14 protein-coding genes are annotated in these 17,370 nt (G+C 66.0%); 10 read left to right on the forward strand and 4 right to left on the reverse strand.

Going from position 1 to position 17,370, the window contains the following annotated elements:
* The first annotated feature begins 37 nt into the window (after window positions 1–37).
* From ACSQ8Y_RS00205 to ACSQ8Y_RS00215, 3 genes are read left to right on the forward strand one after another with little or no spacing between them, the layout of a single operon-like run.
* Window positions 38–1,186, forward strand: a complete 1,149-nt coding sequence (locus ACSQ8Y_RS00205; protein WP_436264459.1) for an HlyD family secretion protein — start codon at window positions 38–40, stop codon at window positions 1,184–1,186.
* A gap of 12 nt (window positions 1,187–1,198) precedes the next feature.
* On the forward strand, window positions 1,199–2,824 hold the full coding sequence (locus ACSQ8Y_RS00210) for a DHA2 family efflux MFS transporter permease subunit (protein WP_436264460.1): 1,626 nt from the start codon (window positions 1,199–1,201) through the stop codon (window positions 2,822–2,824).
* A gap of 21 nt (window positions 2,825–2,845) precedes the next feature.
* On the forward strand, window positions 2,846–4,297 hold the full coding sequence (locus ACSQ8Y_RS00215; RefSeq protein ID WP_436264461.1) for an efflux transporter outer membrane subunit: 1,452 nt from the start codon (window positions 2,846–2,848) through the stop codon (window positions 4,295–4,297).
* Between the two features lie 90 nt (window positions 4,298–4,387).
* On the opposite strand, the gene ACSQ8Y_RS00220 is transcribed toward ACSQ8Y_RS00215, so the two are convergent.
* A complete protein-coding gene (locus ACSQ8Y_RS00220; RefSeq protein ID WP_436264462.1) occupies window positions 4,388–5,272 on the reverse strand; it encodes a LysR family transcriptional regulator in 885 nt (294 codons plus the stop codon).
* A 108-nt stretch (window positions 5,273–5,380) separates the two neighbouring features.
* On the opposite strand from ACSQ8Y_RS00220, the gene ACSQ8Y_RS00225 reads away from it, so the two are divergent.
* The 6 genes from ACSQ8Y_RS00225 to ACSQ8Y_RS00250 all read left to right on the forward strand — a co-directional run bounded on the left by ACSQ8Y_RS00225 (window position 5,381) and on the right by ACSQ8Y_RS00250 (window position 13,086).
* On the forward strand, window positions 5,381–5,980 hold the full coding sequence (locus ACSQ8Y_RS00225; protein ID WP_436264463.1) for a short chain dehydrogenase: 600 nt from the start codon (window positions 5,381–5,383) through the stop codon (window positions 5,978–5,980).
* Window positions 5,981–6,313: 333 nt separating this feature from the next.
* Window positions 6,314–8,011 carry a dipeptidyl-peptidase 3 family protein gene (locus tag ACSQ8Y_RS00230; protein WP_436264464.1) on the forward strand — a complete coding sequence of 566 codons (1,698 nt, stop codon included), beginning with the start codon at window positions 6,314–6,316 and terminating at the stop codon, window positions 8,009–8,011.
* A 141-nt stretch (window positions 8,012–8,152) separates the two neighbouring features.
* A complete protein-coding gene (locus ACSQ8Y_RS00235) occupies window positions 8,153–9,895 on the forward strand; it encodes a methyl-accepting chemotaxis protein (RefSeq protein WP_436264465.1) in 1,743 nt (580 codons plus the stop codon).
* A 141-nt stretch (window positions 9,896–10,036) separates the two neighbouring features.
* Window positions 10,037–10,735 carry a hypothetical protein gene (locus ACSQ8Y_RS00240; RefSeq protein WP_436264466.1) on the forward strand — a complete coding sequence of 233 codons (699 nt, stop codon included), beginning with the start codon at window positions 10,037–10,039 and terminating at the stop codon, window positions 10,733–10,735.
* Window positions 10,736–10,857: 122 nt separating this feature from the next.
* Complete coding sequence (locus tag ACSQ8Y_RS00245; RefSeq protein ID WP_436264467.1) at window positions 10,858–11,625, forward strand: BON domain-containing protein; 768 nt, start codon at window positions 10,858–10,860, stop codon at window positions 11,623–11,625.
* A 147-nt stretch (window positions 11,626–11,772) separates the two neighbouring features.
* Window positions 11,773–13,086 carry an MFS transporter gene (locus tag ACSQ8Y_RS00250; protein ID WP_436264468.1) on the forward strand — a complete coding sequence of 438 codons (1,314 nt, stop codon included), beginning with the start codon at window positions 11,773–11,775 and terminating at the stop codon, window positions 13,084–13,086.
* Window positions 13,087–13,088: 2 nt separating this feature from the next.
* Here the strand turns inward: ACSQ8Y_RS00250 and ACSQ8Y_RS00255 are convergent, their stop codons facing one another.
* A complete protein-coding gene (locus ACSQ8Y_RS00255) occupies window positions 13,089–13,529 on the reverse strand; it encodes a hypothetical protein (RefSeq protein ID WP_436264469.1) in 441 nt (146 codons plus the stop codon).
* Between the two features lie 155 nt (window positions 13,530–13,684).
* On the opposite strand from ACSQ8Y_RS00255, the gene ACSQ8Y_RS00260 reads away from it, so the two are divergent.
* Complete coding sequence (locus tag ACSQ8Y_RS00260; RefSeq protein ID WP_436264470.1) at window positions 13,685–14,734, forward strand: lysozyme inhibitor LprI family protein; 1,050 nt, start codon at window positions 13,685–13,687, stop codon at window positions 14,732–14,734.
* Between the two features lie 9 nt (window positions 14,735–14,743).
* Here ACSQ8Y_RS00260 and ACSQ8Y_RS00265 read toward each other — a convergent pair whose 3' ends face one another.
* Complete coding sequence (locus ACSQ8Y_RS00265) at window positions 14,744–15,142, reverse strand: MAPEG family protein (RefSeq protein ID WP_436264471.1); 399 nt, start codon at window positions 15,140–15,142, stop codon at window positions 14,744–14,746.
* Window positions 15,139–17,307, reverse strand: a complete 2,169-nt coding sequence (locus tag ACSQ8Y_RS00270; protein WP_436264472.1) for a prolyl oligopeptidase family serine peptidase — start codon at window positions 17,305–17,307, stop codon at window positions 15,139–15,141. The genes ACSQ8Y_RS00265 and ACSQ8Y_RS00270 overlap by 4 nt, the downstream gene beginning before the upstream one ends.
* Window positions 17,308–17,370 lie beyond the last annotated feature (63 nt).

Raw genomic sequence — 17,370 nt, forward strand, 5'->3', positions numbered from 1 at the left:
ATAATGCACCTATCCCATTTCATTATTCGGAGCCCACATGTCTAACCAAGCAGAGCAAAAAGTGCTGAGCGCCGTTCCGGCCGCCGCACCCGCAGCCCCAGCCCAGGCTCCGGCCCCGGCCGCGCCGGCGGCCACCCCGCCGAACCGCCGCGTGCTCGTCATCGCCGGCCTGATTGCGCTGGCCGCCATCGGTGCGGGCGCCCGCATGTGGTATCGCAGCCATTATTTCGTCGAGACCGAGAACGCCTACGTGGCCGGCCACGTGCATCCGGTGTCGGCGCGCATCGCCGGCGTGGTCACCAAGGTGCTGATCGAGGACAACCAGCTGGTCAAGCAGGGCGACGTGATCGCCGAACTCGACCCCTTCGACCAGCGTGTGAAGGTCGAACAGATCGAAGCGCAGATCGCCACCGCCGAGCAGCAAGTGCTGCAGTCGGAAGCGCAGATCGCGCAGGTCAACGCGCAAGCCAGCGCCGCCGCCGCACAAGTGGCGCAGTCCGAAGCGCAGCTGCTGCGCGCCAGGCAGGACGCCGAGCGTTACGGCCAGCTGTACAACAGCCAGATGAAAGCCGTGTCGAAGGCGGAGCTGGACGCCGCCAACGCGGGCCGCTCCAGCGCCACCGCCGACCTGGCGGCGCGCAGGGACAACGCCGTTGCCGCCAAGGCGCAGACCACCGCCGCCGCCGCCGCGCGCGACGTGCTGAAGGCGCAGGTGCGCGTGCTGCGCGTGCAGCTGAAGGACGCCCAGCAGCAACTGGCGTACAACCGCATCGTCGCGCCGGTCGACGGCCGCATCGGCAAGCGTGCGCTGGAAGTGGGCCAGCGCGTGCAGCCGGGCCAGCAGCTGACCGCCATCGTGCAGGACAACGTCTGGGTCACCGCCAACTTCAAGGAAACCCAGCTGGCCGAACTGAAAGTGGGCCAGCCGGTGCACGTCACCATCGACGCCATGCCGGGCAAGACCCTGGTCGGCCGCGTGGACAGCTTCGCGCCGGCTTCCGGCGCCCAGTTCGCGCTGCTGCCGGCCGATAACGCGACCGGCAATTTCACCAAGATCGTCCAGCGCGTACCGGTAAAAGTCACCTTCAAACCGGAAGACGTGAAGGCCTTGAGCGGCCGCCTGGTTCCCGGCATGTCGGCCATCGCCGAAGTGGAACTGAAGAGCGCCGAAGCTGCGGCGCACTGACCGGGAGCGGCGATGAGCGGCACGACTAATATCAACAGCGTTAATAGCGTCAATAGCGTCAACAGCGCCCCGGCCATGCCGCAGAACGGCCAGAAGGTCGACATGCGCACCTGGATCGCGGTCGGCGCCGGCATGCTGGGCGCCTTCATGGCGGTGCTGGACATCCAGATCACCAACGCCTCGCTGAAGGACATCCTCGGCACCCTGTCCGCCACCCAGGAAGAAGGCTCGTGGATCTCCACCGCCTACCTGGTGGCCGAGATCATCGTCATCCCGCTGACCGCGCTGCTGACGCGCGTGTTCGGCGCGCGCACTTATATGATGGCCACCACCGCCCTGTTCCTGCTGTTCTCCACCCTGTGCGGCGCGGCCTGGAACCTGGGCAGCATGATCGTGTTCCGCATGGCGCAAGGCTTCACCGGCGGCGCCCTGATCCCGATGGCGTTCACGCTGGTGATGCTGAAGCTGCCGCCGTCCAAGCGCGCGGTCGGCATGGCCATCTTCGGCCTGACCGCCACGCTGGCGCCGTCGATGGGCCCGACCCTGGGCGGCTACCTGAGCGAAATCTACGGCTGGCCGTCGATCTTCTACATCAACTGGGTGCCCGGCCTGCTGCTGATCGCCGGCATCGCCTACGGCCTGGACGACGAGAAAACGCAATGGAGCCAGCTGTTCAAGACCGACTGGCTCGGCATCGGCTTCATGGCGCTGGGTCTGGGCTGCCTGACTATCTTCCTGGAAGAGGGCAACAGCAAGGACTGGTTCGATTCCGGCTTCATCATCGCCTTCGCCGCGCTGGCGCTGGTCGGCCTGCTGGGCTGGATCGTCACCAGCGCGATGCGCCCGGAACCCTTCGTCAACCTGGCGCTGTACGGCCAGCGCAACTTCCTGGTGGCCACCGCGCTGTCGGCGGTGTTCGGCATGGCGCTGTACGGCTCGTCCTTCCTGCTGCCGCTGTTCCTGGGCCAGATCGCCGCCTATTCGCCGATGCAGATCGGTGAAGTGATCATGTGGGCCGGCCTGCCGCAGCTGTTCATCATGCCCTTCGTGGCCAAGCTGTCGGGCAAGGTGGACAACCGCATCCTGTGCTCCTTCGGTCTGCTGCTGTTCGGCCTGTCCTGCCTGATGAACGCCTACATGGACGCCGGCACCGGCTACGACCAGCTGCTCGCGTCGCAAGTGGTGCGCTCGCTGGGCCAGCCCTTCGTGATGCTGACCCTGTCGAACTTCGCCATGCAGGGCATCGCGCCGAAAGACATGGCGTCCGCATCGAGCCTGTTCAACATGACGCGCAACCTGGGCGGCTCGATCGGCATCGCGCTGCTGGCCACGTCGCTGTCGCAGCGCGAGCACTTCCACTCGCAGCGCCTGGGCGAGGCGATCAACTCCTTCGCACCGGCCACGCAGGAACGCCTGGCCGCGCTGACGCAGTCCTTCATCAGCAAGGGTTACGAAGCGGGGATGGCGGCCGACCAGGCGCTGAAGGCGATCGACGGCATCGTGCGGCGCGAGTCCTACGTGATGTCATACAACGACGGCTTCTTCATCGTCGCGGCAATCCTGCTCGCTTGCATACCGGTGCTGTGGATGTCCGACAAGGTCAAGTCCCCCGGTAGCGGCGGTGGCGGCGCGCACTAAATTCGAAAAGGTATAAACGATATGTTCAGCACATTCAAAAAAATGACACTGGTGGCCGCCGTCGGGCTGACGCTGGCGGGCTGCGGCACCGTGGGATCCGACTTCAGCGCGCCGAAGAACGTGGCCGACGCGGGCTTCCGCCACGCCGCCGGCGCCGACACCAGCCAGGCGCGCCTGCCGGCGCAATGGTGGACCATCTACGGCGACGACACACTGAACCGCCTCGAACAAAGCGCACTGCGCGACAACCCTAGCGTGAAGGCCGCGGCGCAGCGCCTGGTACAGGCGCAGGCGCAACTGGGGCTGGCGCGGGTGAGCGAATCGCCGACGCTGAGCGCCAACGCCGGCGTGTCGAACACGCGCACCTCGGCCAATACCTCGCAAAGCATCGCGCTGGGGCGCCGCTCCATCCACGGCGACAACTACGCGCTGGGCGCTTCCATGTCCTATGAGCTGGATCTGCTGGGCCGCGTGCGCCGCATGGTCGAAGCGGCCGACGCGCAGGCGCTGGCCGCCGAAGCTGACCGCGACGGCGTGCTGCTGCTGCTGTCCTCGCAAGTGGCCGCCACGTACTGGCAGCTGCGCGGCCTCGACACCGAGATCGCCATCCTGAACGGCGCGCTGGATACCCGCCGGGAGTCGGAAGAACTGGTCACGGCACGTTTCGACGCCGGCCTGTCGAACGAACTGGACACCTCGCGCGCCCGCATCGAGCGCGCCAACGCCGAAGCCGACCTGCACGAAGTGCAGCGCCAGCGCAACACGCTGGAGCACGCGCTGGCCACCTTGACCGGCGCCTCGCCGTCGGCCATGCAGCTGCCTGCCGCGGACGTGGCCAGCCTGCCGCAGCCGCCGGCGATACCGGTCGGGCTGCCGGCGAGCTTGCTGTCGCAACGCCCAGACCTGGCCGGCAGCGTGGCCTCGCTGCGCGCGGCCAATGCGCAGATCGGCGTGGCCGAAGGCGCGTTCTACCCGAGCATCAGCCTGACCGGCAATTTCGGCGTCGCGTCCGAAAGCCTGAGCGAGCTGGCCAAGGGCAGCTCGCGCCAGTTCAGCATCGGTCCGCTGGCCCTGTCGCTGCCCATCTTCGACGGCGGCCGCAACCGCGCCAACCTCGCGCTGGCCAAGGCGCGCTACGAGGAAGCGCTGGCCAACCACGAAGGCAAGCTGCTGACGGCGCTGCGCGAAGTCGAGGATGCCCTGTCCGACGTGCAGCAAAAGCAAAAACAGGAGCTGGTGCAAGCGCAGTCGCGCGCCGCGGCGGCGCGTGCCTACCAGGTCGCGCGCGCCCGCTACGAGCGCGGCGTGTCGACCTATCTGGACGTGACCGACGCCCAGCGCAGTGCCTTGACGGCCGACCGTGCCGCAGCGCAAATCAACACCCAGCGCCTGCTGGCGACGGTTGCCGTCGCCCGCGCCCTCGGCGCCGGCTGGCAAGCCTCCGTGCCTCTCGCCGCCGTCGCCAGCCGCTAGGCAGCCTGAGGCGATCTTCAAGCGAACTGAGCCGCGCACGGGGACTCGGCGTCCCCGTCCGGCCCGGAATGCGGCCCAGCTCGCTGTAAGTCAGCCAGCGCCGAAGCGGGCCAGCATGAAGTCGATGAAGGTTTTCAGCTTGGGTGTGGGCTGGCGGTCGCGCGAGTAGACCAGGTGCATCGGCCGCGCGACGGGGACGTAGTCTTGCAGCACCGCCACCAGGCGCCCGGCTTCAATCTCTTTTGCCAGCAGCATCTCGGCCTGCATCACGATGCCGAAGCCGTGCAGCGCGGCGATCCGCAGCGCGTGGCCGTTATTGGAGCGGAAGCGGCTTTCGCGCACGCTGTTCGCACCCAGTTGGCCTTTCAGCCGCCACCGCACCTGGTGGCTCCATTGCATGAAGTCCAGGCATTCGTGGTGCGCCAGGTCCTCCGGCGTGCGCGGCGTGCCGTGCCGCTCCAGGTAGGCCGGCGCGGCGCAGATCAGCATCCGGTAGGGCCGCAGCGCTCGCGCCACCATGCTCGAATCCTCCAGCACGCCGATCCGCACCGCCGCGTCGTAGCCTTCTTCCACGATGTCGACCAGCCTGTCGTTCAGGTTCAGGTCCAGGCTCACTTCCGGGTGCCGCGCCAGGTATTCCGTCATCGCCGGGCTGATCCATTCGCTGCCGAAGGAGACCGGCGCGGTGATCTTCAGCTTGCCGCGCGGCGTGGCGCGCATCGCTTCGGCGCCCGTTTCGGCGGCGCTGATCTGCGCCAGGATGGCGCGGCACTGGTCGACATACTGGCGGCCGATTTCGGTCAGGCTCTGGCGCCGCGTGGTGCGCGTCAGCAGTTGCGCGCCGAGCCGGGTTTCCAGCGCGCGGATGTGCTTGCCCACCATCACGGGCGAGATTTCGAAAGCGTCGGCGGCGGCCGTGAAACTGCCCTGGTCGACCACCGTCACGAACACTTCCATGCTACGCAGTTTGTCCATATTAAGAACCCGTGGTTTGGAATGTTGTTCATTCTAGTGCATTTATTCCTGCGGTGAAGGTGTCCATACTGGCTGCTCCATCCCCTCACCACCCAACAGGAGAACAGCATGAAAGTAATCGTCATCGGCGCCACCGGAACCGTCGGCAAGGCCGTCGTGGAGCAACTGGGCCTGCGTCACGACATCGTGGCCGTCGGCAGCAGCAGCGGCCAGTACCAGGCCGATATCGGCGACATCGCGCAGGTGCGCGCGGTGTTCGAGAAAATCGGCAAGGCGGACGCGGTGGTCGTGGCGGCCGGCGCGCTCGCCTTCGCGCCGCTGGCCGAGTTCACGCCGGAGCAGTTCCGCGTGGGCCTGGACAGCAAGTTGATGGGGCAGGTCAACGTGGCGCTGGTGGCGCAGGAGTTCCTGAACGACGGCGGCTCGATCACGCTCACCAGCGGCATCGTGGCCGACCAGCCCATCCGCAACGGCGCCAGCGCCACCATGGTCAATTCGGCGGTGGAGGGCTTCGCGCGCGCTGCGGCGATCGAGTTGCAGCGCGGCATCCGCATCAACGTGGTCAGCCCGAGCTTGCTGACCGAATCGCTGGAAACCTACGGCCCATTCTTCCGTGGCTTCGAAACCGTGCCCGGCAGCCGCGCCGCGCTGGCCTACAGCCGCAGCGTGGAGGGCGCCCAGACCGGGCAGGTCTACAAAGTCTGGTAAGGCCAGCAAGGCTGGGCTGGGTCGGGCGGGCGGCCGAGGGCTGCGTTGCCGATTAAAAAAAAATGCACGAATGCAGGCCTGACCCCAAGGCTGGGGTCAGGCCTGCATTCGTGCATTTACAAGTAAGCTCATCTACGTAAGACCCACTGTCTACGCCGTTTTCCGAATTGGCGTCCGAATTGGCGTCTGGCTTGCATTCGTGCAGTATTGGCTAATGCCGGGTCAAGCCTGGCGTAAAAAAGCACGGATGCAGGCCTGACCCCAGGGGGAGGGCCCGAGGGAGCAGGGGTACAATGGGCGCTCGCTTTTTCCGAAAACCCATCGTCAATATCCATGAAAAATATCCTGCTTCCTCTGGTACTGGCTTTCGCAGGCGCTGCCACCGCAGCGCCTGCGAATGTCGATGAACTGAATAAAATGGCCAGGCGCTACGCGCCGGTCGAACTGAAGGCCGATGCGTCCAGGCTGTCCGCTGGCGACAGGCAGGCCATCGTGAAGCTGATCGAGGCGGCCAAGATCGTCGACGTTCTGCAGATGCGCCAGCGCTGGGAGGGCAACGAGGCGCTGTGGTCCGCGCTGCAAAACGATGCCACGCCGCTGGGCAAGGCGCGCCTGGATTATTTCTGGCTCAACAAAGGGCCGTGGTCCATCATCGACGGCAACCAGTCCTTCCTGCCGGAGGAGGTCGCGGGTATCAGGATCCCGGCCAAGAAGCCGGAGGGCGCCAACTTCTATCCTTCGGGCGCCGGCAAGGCCACCATCGAGGCGTGGATCAACAAGCTGTCCGGCCCGGACAAGGAGCAGGCGCAGTGGTTCTTCACCACCATCCGCACCGGCGCGGACGGCAAGTTCAAGACCGTCAAGTACTCGGACGAGTACAAGCCTGAGCTGGAAAGACTGGCCGCGCTGCTGCGCGCAGCGGCGGCCGCCACCGACAACGCGTCGCTGAAGAAATTCCTGACGCTGCGCGCCGACGCCTTCCTCTCCAACGATTACCTGGCGTCCGACTTCGCGTGGATGGACCTCGATTCGCCGGTCGATGTCACCATCGGCCCCTACGAGACCTATAACGATGAGCTGTTCGGCTACAAGGCCGCTTTCGAAGCCTACGTCAGCATCCGCGACCACAAGGAAACCGGGAAACTGAACTTCTTCGCGCAGCACATGCAGGAACTGGAGGACAACCTGCCGCTGGATCCGAAGTACCGCAACCCGAAAGTGGGCGCGCTGGCGCCCATGGTCGTGGTGAACGAGGTGTACGGCGCGGGCGACGGCAATATGGGCGTGCAGACCGCCGCCTACAACTTGCCGAACGACGAGCGCATCATCAGCCAGCGCGGCTCCAAGCGCGTGATGCTGAAGAATATCCAGGAGGCGAAGTTCAAGTCCACGCTGACGCCGATCTCCAGGCTGGTGCTGAAGCCGGCCGACCAGAAGGACGTCGACTTCGATTCCTTTTTCACCCATATCCTGGCGCATGAAATCATGCACGGCCTGGGTCCGCACGCGACCATGGTCAACGGCGCGGCGTCGACCCCGCGCCAGGACCTGAAGGACGCGTATTCCACCATCGAGGAGGCCAAGGCCGACATCACCGGCCTGTACGCGCTGATGCACATGATGGACAAGGGCCAGCTGAAAGGCACGCTGGGCCAGGGCGAGGCGGCCGAGCGCAAGCTGCACACGACCTTCCTGGCGTCCGCCTTCCGCACGCTGCACTTCGGCCTGACGGATTCGCACGCGCGCGGCATGGCGATCCAGGTCAACTACCTGCTGGACAAGGGCGGCTTCGTGTCGCACGGTGACGGCACTTTCGCGGTGGACTTCAAGAAGATCAAACAGGCGGTGCTGGACCTGGACCGCGAATTCCTGACCATCGAGGCGACCGGAGACTATGCGGCCGCCAAGGCCATGATGGCCAGGTATGTGGTGATACGCCCGGACGTGCAGAATGCGCTGGACAAGATGAAGTCGGTGCCGAACGACATCCGCCCATCCTTCGCGACGGCCAGGCAATTGCTGAGAAAATAAGCCGCGCCGGCGGCAGGCAAGCGCCCGCTTGATCTGCCGCATCCTCCCTCCTTGGTGCCAAGCGGAAATGCTTCATCCGTGTTAAATTTTCCTCTTATTTCCAAAATTCAATAATTGGATAATCGGACACAGGGATAGGACATGGACCTCTACAGCACCAAGATCAGCACCCGTTTGGCTACCGGCTTCGGCCTGGTATTCCTGCTCCTTATCGTCGTCACCGCGCTCGGCATCAACCGGGTGCAGAAGATCGACACCATCCTCACCAACATCAGCGACGTGAACAACGTCAAGCAGCGCTACGCGATCAATTTCCGCGGCAGCGTGCATGACCGTTCCATCGCGCTGCGCGACGTGGTGCTGGCGGCCGATGCCGGCGCGGCCCGTCCGCACATCGAGCAGATCAGGACGCTGGCCGACAACTACGCCAAGTCGGCCGCGCCGCTGGACCAGATCATCTCGTCGGGCAAGGGCGTGACGCCGGAAGAGCGGGCGGCGCTGGAAGGCATCAAGGCCAGCGAGGCCAAGGCCCAGCCGCTGATCGCCAAGGTGATCGCGCTGCGCGAGGGCGCCCAGGCGCCGGAGGCCACCGCGCTGCTGCAGCAGCAGGCGGCGCCGGCCTTCGCCGAGTGGCTGGCGTCGGTCAACAAGATGATCGACCTGGAGGAGAAAATGAGCCGCGACCAGGCCGACAGCGCCAGCAGCGTGGCGCGCAGCTTCTTCGTGTTCATGGTGGTGCTGTGCCTGATCGCGATCGGCATCGGCGTGGCGGCGGCGTGGTTCATCGCGCGCGGCCTGCTGCGCCAGCTGGGCGGCGAACCCGAATACGCCGCCGCCATCGTCGCCGACATCGCCTCGGGCAACCTGGCGGTGCGGATCGACACCAAGCCGGGCGACAACAGCAGCTTGCTGCACGCGATGCAGGGCATGCGCGACAGCCTCGTTAACATCGTCAGCCAGGTGCGCAGCGGCACGCAGACCATCGCCACCAATTCGCGCGAGATCGCCGCCGGCAATATGGACCTGTCCGGCCGTACCGAGCAGCAGGCCGCCAACATCGAGGAGACCGCCTCGTCGATGGAGCAGCTGACCGGCACCGTCAAGCAGAACTCGGACCACGCTTTCCAGGCCAACCAGCTGGCGCTGTCGGCCTCCGAGGTGGCGCTCAAGGGCGGCGCCGTGGTGGACGAGGTGGTGCAGACCATGGCCTCGATCAACGCGTCCTCCAAGAAAATCGTGGACATCATCGGCGTCATCGACGGCATCGCTTTCCAGACCAATATCCTGGCGCTGAACGCGGCCGTCGAGGCGGCGCGCGCGGGCGAACAGGGCAGGGGCTTCGCGGTGGTGGCGACCGAGGTGCGCAACCTGGCGCAGCGCTCGGCCGGCGCGGCGAAAGAGATCAAGGGCTTGATCGACGACTCGGTGCTGAAGGTGGACGCGGGCGCCAAGCTGGTGGACCAGGCCGGCGCGACGATGCTGGAGATCGTCAGCAGCGTCAAGCGCGTGACCGACATCATGGGCGAAATTTCGACCGCCAGCGCGGAGCAGACCTCGGGCATCGAACAGGTCAACGAGGCGATCGGCAAGATGGACCAGGTGGTGCAGCAGAATGCGGCGCTGGTGGAGCAGGCTGCTGCGGCCGCCGCGTCGCTGGAGGACCAGGCCGGCAATCTGTCGCAGGTGGTGAGTATCTTCAAGCTGGACGCGTCCTGGCAGCAGGCAGTGCTGAAGCCTGCGGCCAGGCCCGCCACCGCGGCCAAGGTCAGCGCCATCGCCGGCAAGCCGGCGCGCCCGTCCGCGGCCCGCTTGCCGGCGGCGCAACCGGCGCCGAGGAAGGCTGCCGCCGGCGCCGGCCCCGGCGAGGGCTGGGAAGAGTTTTGACGGCAGCCCGAAGCTTGAAAGGGTGACAATTTAAATTTGGCAAAAGTGAACTTTAACCAAGCAAATATTTTGTAACAGCCACGCCGATACGGTTACAAGTTGACGTCAGGCATGTACTATTACCTTCAAGAGGGGTAAATCATGCCTAAAGTCATCTTGTCCACATTGTCCGCCGCGCTGCTCTCGCTGCCGGTGTTCGCCACGGCGGCGCAACTCACCGATATGGAGTCGCGCTGGCTGCAGGCTGGCGCTTCGGTGCTGGCTTATGCCAAGCAGCAGCAGTTGCCGATCGATATCATCGTGCAGCCGCAAGCCCAGCCGGGCGCCGTGCCGCTGGCCATGGGTTTCGACGGCGGCCGCTGCAAGCTGGTGTTGTCGATGCGCGGCAATCCCGGTGCCGAGGACGTGCTGCAGGCTGTGCCCGCCGCGCAGCGCGCACTGATGATAGAGGCGATGACGGCGCATGAAGTGGCGCATTGCTGGCGCTACGCGCAGGGCGCCTGGCACTCGGTGCCGAGCGGCTTCCAGGAGCGCACGGCGGACGCGTCGCTGGCCCCCGAACTTCAGAAAATGACCCAGGAATTGCGCGAGACGCGCCGCGAGGAAGGCTATGCCGACCTGGTGGCCCTGGCGTGGATGCGGCGCAGCCATCCGGCCCAGTACGCGCAAGTGTACGGCTGGCTGCTGCAGGTGCGCGCCGAACAACCGGCCAGCCACGTGTCGCACGACACCGGAACCTGGCTGTCGCTGGCGGCCGACGGCGCCGTGTTCCGCAACGGGGGCACGCCGTTCGAACAGGCCGGCGTGCTGTGGGACAAGGGTCTGCTTTCCACCGACTGAGCCGCCGCAATCGGCAATTTAGCACTGCTGGGCAAGATGAGCCTTATGTTGGTTAGCGTACAGAGTGATTTTCGCCACAGGCGTTTAATCAATGCGCTAACCATCACTTAGGGGGACTTATCATGAACAAACTCGTTATCCTTGCACTGGCGACCGCCATCAGCAGCGGCTACGCCGTGGCCGCCGACAACGATCCGGTTGCCTACAAGGCCATGAAGGACAAGGCCGCCACGGAATACAAGGTCGCCAAGGCGCAATGCGACAACCTGAAGAAAAACGCGAAAGATATTTGCCGGGAAGAGGCAAAAGTGGCCCGGGCCAAGGCTGAAGCCGACGCGGTGGCCCAGCACCGGTCCGACGCCAAGGACATCCGCAAGGCCCGCGAGGACGTGGCGGAGGCCGAGTATGACCTGGCCAAGGAAAAATGCGACGATATGAGCGGCAATGCGAAGAGCGCTTGCAAGCTGGACGCGAAGGCTGCGCGCGACACCGCCATCGCCGATGCGCGCCGCGCCGATCCGACCCCGACGATGGCCGAACGCACCGCCGACGCGGTTGACAGCACCCGCGCCAAGACCGCCGACGCGGTCGACACCACCCGCGACCGCACCGCAGCCGCCACCGACACCACCCGCAACACGGCCCGCGACACCACCACGACCGCCGGCGAAGCCGTGGCCGACACCGTCATCACCACCAAGGTGAAAGCCGACCTGGCCGCCGATCCCGCCGTGAAGGCCATGGACGTGCACGTGGAAACCGTGAAGGGTGTCGTCATGCTGAGCGGCTTCGTGCCATCCAAGGCGGAGGCCGACAAGGCCGTGCAACTGGCGCGCGGTGTGAAAGGCGTGACCGAGGTGAAAAGCTCGCTCCAGGTGAAATCCAAGTAAGCACGATTTCCGGGCCACAGACAGGCCCGCAAGCAGGAACAGCCCGCCGCGCGCGGGCTTTTTTCCGCCCATTGATTGCTTAAATTACGATCATCATTTAAACTGCACGGGAAGGCAACCATCCATCAACTTCCCGTGAGGCCGCCCATGTTCGCGCTCCCCTTATCCGCCTGGCTGGAACGCCGTGGCTTGCACTACGCCTGGGTCATCGTCGCGCTGACCTTTCTGACCGCGCTGACCTCGTCGGCCGCCCTCGGCCTGCCCGGCGCGCTGCTGCAGCCGCTGAGCAAGGAGTTCGGCTGGAACGTGGGCCAGGTGTCGTCGGCGCTGGCGGTGCGTTTCGCTTTGTTCGGGCTGATGGGGCCGTTCGCCGCCATCCTGATGGAGCGCTTCGGCTTGCGCAACATCGTCGTCAGCGCGCTGGCGCTGATTTCGCTGGGCCTGGCGCTGGCCACGCGCATGACCGAGTTTTGGCAGCTGGTGGCGCTGTGGGGCGTGATGCTGGGCGTGGGCTCGGGCATGACGGCCCTGGTGCTGAGCGCCGTGGTGGCCAACCGCTGGTTTGACACGCGGCGCGGTCTCATCATCGGCCTGCTGACGGCCAGCTCGGCCACCGGCCAGCTGGTCTTCCTGCCCTTCGGCGCCTGGCTGATCGAGCATTACGGCTGGCGCATGTCGGTGCTGCCGGTGTTCTTCAGCTGCGCCGTGGTGGCGCTGGCGGCATTTTTCCTGATGCGCAACCGGCCGTCCGACGTCGGCCTGTTGCCTTTCGGCGCGGACCCGGCCGCCGCCGGGGCCGCAGCGGCGGCGCCGGCGGTGCCCGTCAAGCTCACGTTCGCCACGCCGTTCGCCGTGCTGCGCAGCGTGTCTGCCCACCGCACGTTCTGGATCCTGTTCGGCACCTTCTTCATCTGCGGCCTGAGCACCAACGGCCTGATCCAGACCCACTTCATTTCCCTGTGCGGCGACTCCGGCCTGTCGGCCGTGCCGGCCGCCTCGGTGCTGGCGATGATGGGCGCGTTCGACCTGATCGGCACCATCCTGTCGGGCTGGCTGTCGGACCGCTACGACAACCGCAAGCTGCTGTTCTGGTACTACGGCCTGCGCGGCCTGTCGCTGCTGTGGTTGCCGTATTCGGAATTCACCCTGTACGGATTGTCGCTGTTCGCCATGTTCTATGGCCTGGACTGGATCGCCACCGTGCCGCCCACCGTCAAACTGGTGGGGGCCACGTTCGGCAAGGAGCGCGCGGGCATGGTGTTCGGCTGGGTATTCGCCGGCCACCAGCTGGGCGCAGCGGTGGCGGCATACGGCGCGGGCAGGGTACGCACGCTGTGGTTCACCTACAATCCGGCGCTGTTCGCGGCGGGCGCGGCTTGCCTGCTGGCGGCGCTGCTGGTGATGGCGATACGGCGCCAGCAGGCCGCCGCCGTGGTGGCGCCGGCGCAAGCGGCGGCCTAGCCTTAGTTCGAGCCCGGAGTCTGCTGCAGCACGGCTTCAGCCTGGCGCGCGGGCTGGCTTTTGCCGGCGTAGCGGCGGTCGGCCATCAGGTTTTCCCAGAAATCGCGTTCCACGCGGGTGGCCGCCAGGCGGCCGTAAGGCTGGCCGTTGCTGTGGGCGACGGTCGCCCTGACCCAGGCCTCATGCCGGCCCTTGACTTGCTTGTAGTCGCGCGCGAAAGCCACCATGTCGTCCACGCCGGGGCGCTGCGCGGCAGCGATGCGGAAGCAGGCGCGCCACTCGCGCAGCGCCTTTTCCACCAGGCGCACGCTTTCCATCGTGGTGGAGCGGACCGGGAAATCCGGCTGCGGGCAGGCCGATTTTTGGCTGGGATCGGTTTCAGCGCCGTGGGCAACTGTGGCGCCGCATGCGGCTGCCAGGAACAAGGCGGCGACAACCTTCATTGAGATACCCGTGTGGTGGACTTGCACTTATTTTAACTTGCCCACAGGGAAGTAGTATATTTTTTTGTAACATTTCTGCCACAGATAATCGGCGTGGTACGTTCGATGTTTCCTCACTATACTGTGAGCATCATAATTGTGGTGGAGACACGTTCATGAGCCGGTCCGGTTTTTTTTCGCTGAGTCTGCTGTTGCCCCTGCTGCCCCTGTTGCCACTGCCGGCGGCGGCGCAAGCGGACTATCCGAATACCTCCGCCATGGGCAGCATGGGCGACCCCGGCGCCCCCTGGTATCGCCAGTGCATGGCGGTACGGCCGGCGCAGCCGCCCGCGCGCGACATTCCGCCCGCCGGCGCCTTGCACGGCCTGCGCCAGTGCGGCGCCCAGGACCGCTATTACGACACCCGCCAGCGCCCCGGCGCCACCCCGTCCGACTGGGAGCAGGTGCGCCATTGCGCCTATGCGGAAAGCGACGCCACGGTGCTGATGATGCTGTACGCGAACGGTTACGGCGTGTCGCGCAACCACGACCTGGCGCTCAAATACGCCTGCTCGCTGCCGGCCGCGCCGGCCGAGATGGACGGACGCGTGGCCCATTTGAACGAGCGCGCGCTGCACCATGAAGCCAGGCCGTTCGACCAGTGCGACGACATCACCAGCGGCTATATGGGCGGCCAGTGCGCGCTGATCCAGGACAGGCTGGACAGCAAGGCGAGGGCGGTCAAGCTGGCGGCCATCATGAAGACCTGGCAGCCCGGCCAGCAGATCGCGGCAGCCCGGCTGCAGCAGGCGCTGGAGCAGTTCGCGGCGCGCCGCGCCGACCAGGAAACGGACATGAGCGGAACCTTGCGCGACGCCTTGGCGATCGAGGCCCACGGCGAGGAGCTGGACCTGTTCGCGCACGACGTGCAGGACGCGGAGAAGGGCAAAGTGCCGCGCTATTCGGAGCAGCAGTTCCAGCAGCTCGACAAGAAGATGAACCTGGTCTACCAGCGCGTGCTGCAGCAGCCGGCGCAGAAGGATGGCGGGCCGGACATGGGCACGGTGACCAAGGAGGGCGTGCGCATCACGCAGCGCGCGTGGCTGGCCTACCGCGACGCCTGGGTGGCGCTGGGCGCGGTGCGCTATCCTGCGGTGGCGCCGCACGCGTGGAAGGCACTGCTCACGCAGCGCCGCATCGAACAGCTGGAAGACTTCGAATCCTGAGTGCGGACCCTAGGCCTGCGCCAGCAGGTAGATGGAGTCGCCCAGGCCGGCCAGCCACAGCAGCGTGCGCAGCCAGCCGGAGTTGGCCATGTAGACCGCGCTGTACAGCACGCGGATGCCGATGAAGGCCAGGGCCAGCATGTCGACGCGGGCCTGGTCCACATGCGCCGTCTGGGCCAGGAGCACCGCCGCCACGAACAGCGGCAAGGCCTCGTAGCCGTTCAGGTGCGCCGCCAGCGCGCGCTTCTTCCAGCCGGTCTGCCTGGCCGACCAGTCGCGCGGCATCTTGTTGTCGTAGATGCCGCCATCGGCCTTGCGGCCTTGCATGATCGATGCCGCTTTCGGCAGCAGCGCCGTGAGATTGGGCAGCACGCAGGCGGCCACGATACACCAGTTTGCAACGGTCATTTCAGGTATTTCCCCAGCCAGTTGTGGACTTCGTTATAGAAATAGCGGCTGTTCTCGCCCTTGAGCACCCAGTGGTTTTCATCCGGGAAGACCACCAGCTTGCTCGGCGTGTTCAGGCGCTGCTGCGCGGCGAAATTCATCAGCGCGTTGTTGACCGGCACGCGGTAGTCCAGTTCGCCGACCGTGATCAGGATGGGGGTCTTGAAGCCCGTGCCCTTCTCGTGGTTTCCGGCCTGCATGATCGGGCTTTGCTCGCGCCACACCGGCAGGTTGCCCCATACCGGGCCGCCGCTGTTGACTTCGCGGCCGTAGACGCTGTCGCTCGTTCCCCACTGCATCACCAGGTCCATCTCGCCGGCGTGCGAGACGATGGCCTTGTAGCGCGTGGTGGTCGCCTGCAGCCAGTTGGCCAGGTGGCCGCCGTAGCTGGCGCCGCCCGCCGCCAGCCTGCTGCCGTCGACGAAGCTGTATTTTTTGACGGCTTCGTCGACCGCCTGGTTGACCTCGTCGCCCGGGCCTTTGAGCGGGTCGAACTGGATGGAGCGGGCGAATTCCTCGCCGTAGCCGGTCGAACCTTTATAGTCGGTCAGCAGCACGATGTAGCCCGGCTTGGCCAGCAGGTGGTAGTTCCAGCGCAGCACGAACTGGTCGCGCCACATGTTCGCGGCGCCGCCGTGGATGACGGCGAACAGCGGATATTTTTTGGCCGGGTCGAAGCCGGCCGGCTTGACGATCATATTGTGGATCTGGCGGCCGTCCGGGGTGTTGAACCAGAAATGCTCGGGCGCCTGCCAGTCGATGCCGGCGGCTTGGTCCACGTTGAACGAAGTCAGGCGCTTGGGCGCTTTTCCCGCGCCACTGCCGTTAAAGGCGAACACTTCCGGCGGATTGATGGCCGATTCCCATACGCCCACCAGCGCCTTGCCGCCCGCGTTCAGCGCGTTGATGCTGCCGGTGGCGGCCGAGGCTTCCGCTTTCACGTCGCCGCCGGCGTAGGCGATCGAATGCAGCTGCTCCAGGCCGGCGTGCTCGAAGGTGAAGTAGATGCGCTTGCCGTCGGACGGCAGCGCGTAGCGTGAGACCGAGCGGTCCAGCGCGGCGGTCAGGATCTTGGGCGTCGGGCTGGCCAGCGGCCAGGCGAAGCTGGCCAGGCGGTCCAGGTCGTAGACCTTGCCTTCGGTTTCGGCTTGCGTCAGGCACAGCAGGGTTTTGCCGTCCGGCGAGAATTGCAGCTTGCTGTAGCTGTGCTTGTCGGCGGTCAGCTGCAGCGCTTCGCCGCCGCCGGCCGGCAGCGCGAAGATCTGGGTGTAGGCCGAGGCGCGCGCCAGCTGGTCGCGGTTGGTGGCGGCGGAGAACACCACGGTCTTGCCGTCCGGTGCCCAGATCGCGTCCAGCGACTGGCCCTCGTCGCCCTGGCTGCCGCCGAAGCCCGGCTGGGCCGACAGCGTGCTGCCGGACAGGATGTCCTTGGGCACGGCGCCGATCTGCGCGTCCATCACGAACAGGCGGACCAGCTTGTCGTCCAGCCATTTGTCGAAGAAGCGCGGCGGGAAGGATTCGTAGGCGCGCGCGCTGTATTTGCGGTCCTTGCGTTCCTTGGCGCTCTTCTTGACCGATTCCTCGTCGGTGTTGCCGGGGAAGAGGTCGCTGACGAACAGGATGCGCTTGCCGTCCGGGCTGAATTTGGGCGAGCGGGCGCCCAGGGTGAGCGTGGTCAGGCGCTGCGCCTCGCCGCCGCCGGCCACGTCGATGCGGTAGATCTGGCCGGCCTCGTCGCCGTCGCGCTTGGCGACGAAGATCAGCTGCCGGCTGTCCGGCGACCAGTTCAGGCTGCCTTCGCCGCCCTTGGAGAAGGTCAGGCGCCGCGGCGCGCTGTCGTCGTTGAGCGATTTGATCCACAGGTCGGACCATTGTTCCTTGCTGTCGTAGGCGGTGTCGGTGACCGGGAACACCGCCCACATGCCGTCCGGGCTGGGCACCGGTGCGCCGACGCGCTTCATCAGCCATACGTCCTCGTGCGTGATGGCGTGTTTGGCCGCTGGCGCAGCGTTTGCCGCAGCGGCGGTGGCGGTCGAAGGTGCCGGCAATTCGGCGGCCCAGGCGTGTGAGGCGCCGGCGCTCAGCAGCAGGGCGGTCAGGGGTGACAGCAGGGAAACAGGTTTCATTGGCACTGGCTCTTCAAGGAATGAAGCGTCAGATAGTGGACAAAACCTTGCCCCTTGTCAATC

It is taken from the genome of Pseudoduganella sp. LjRoot289 (genome assembly GCF_964252925.1).
Taxonomy (GTDB): Bacteria; Pseudomonadota; Gammaproteobacteria; order Burkholderiales; family Burkholderiaceae_D; genus Rugamonas.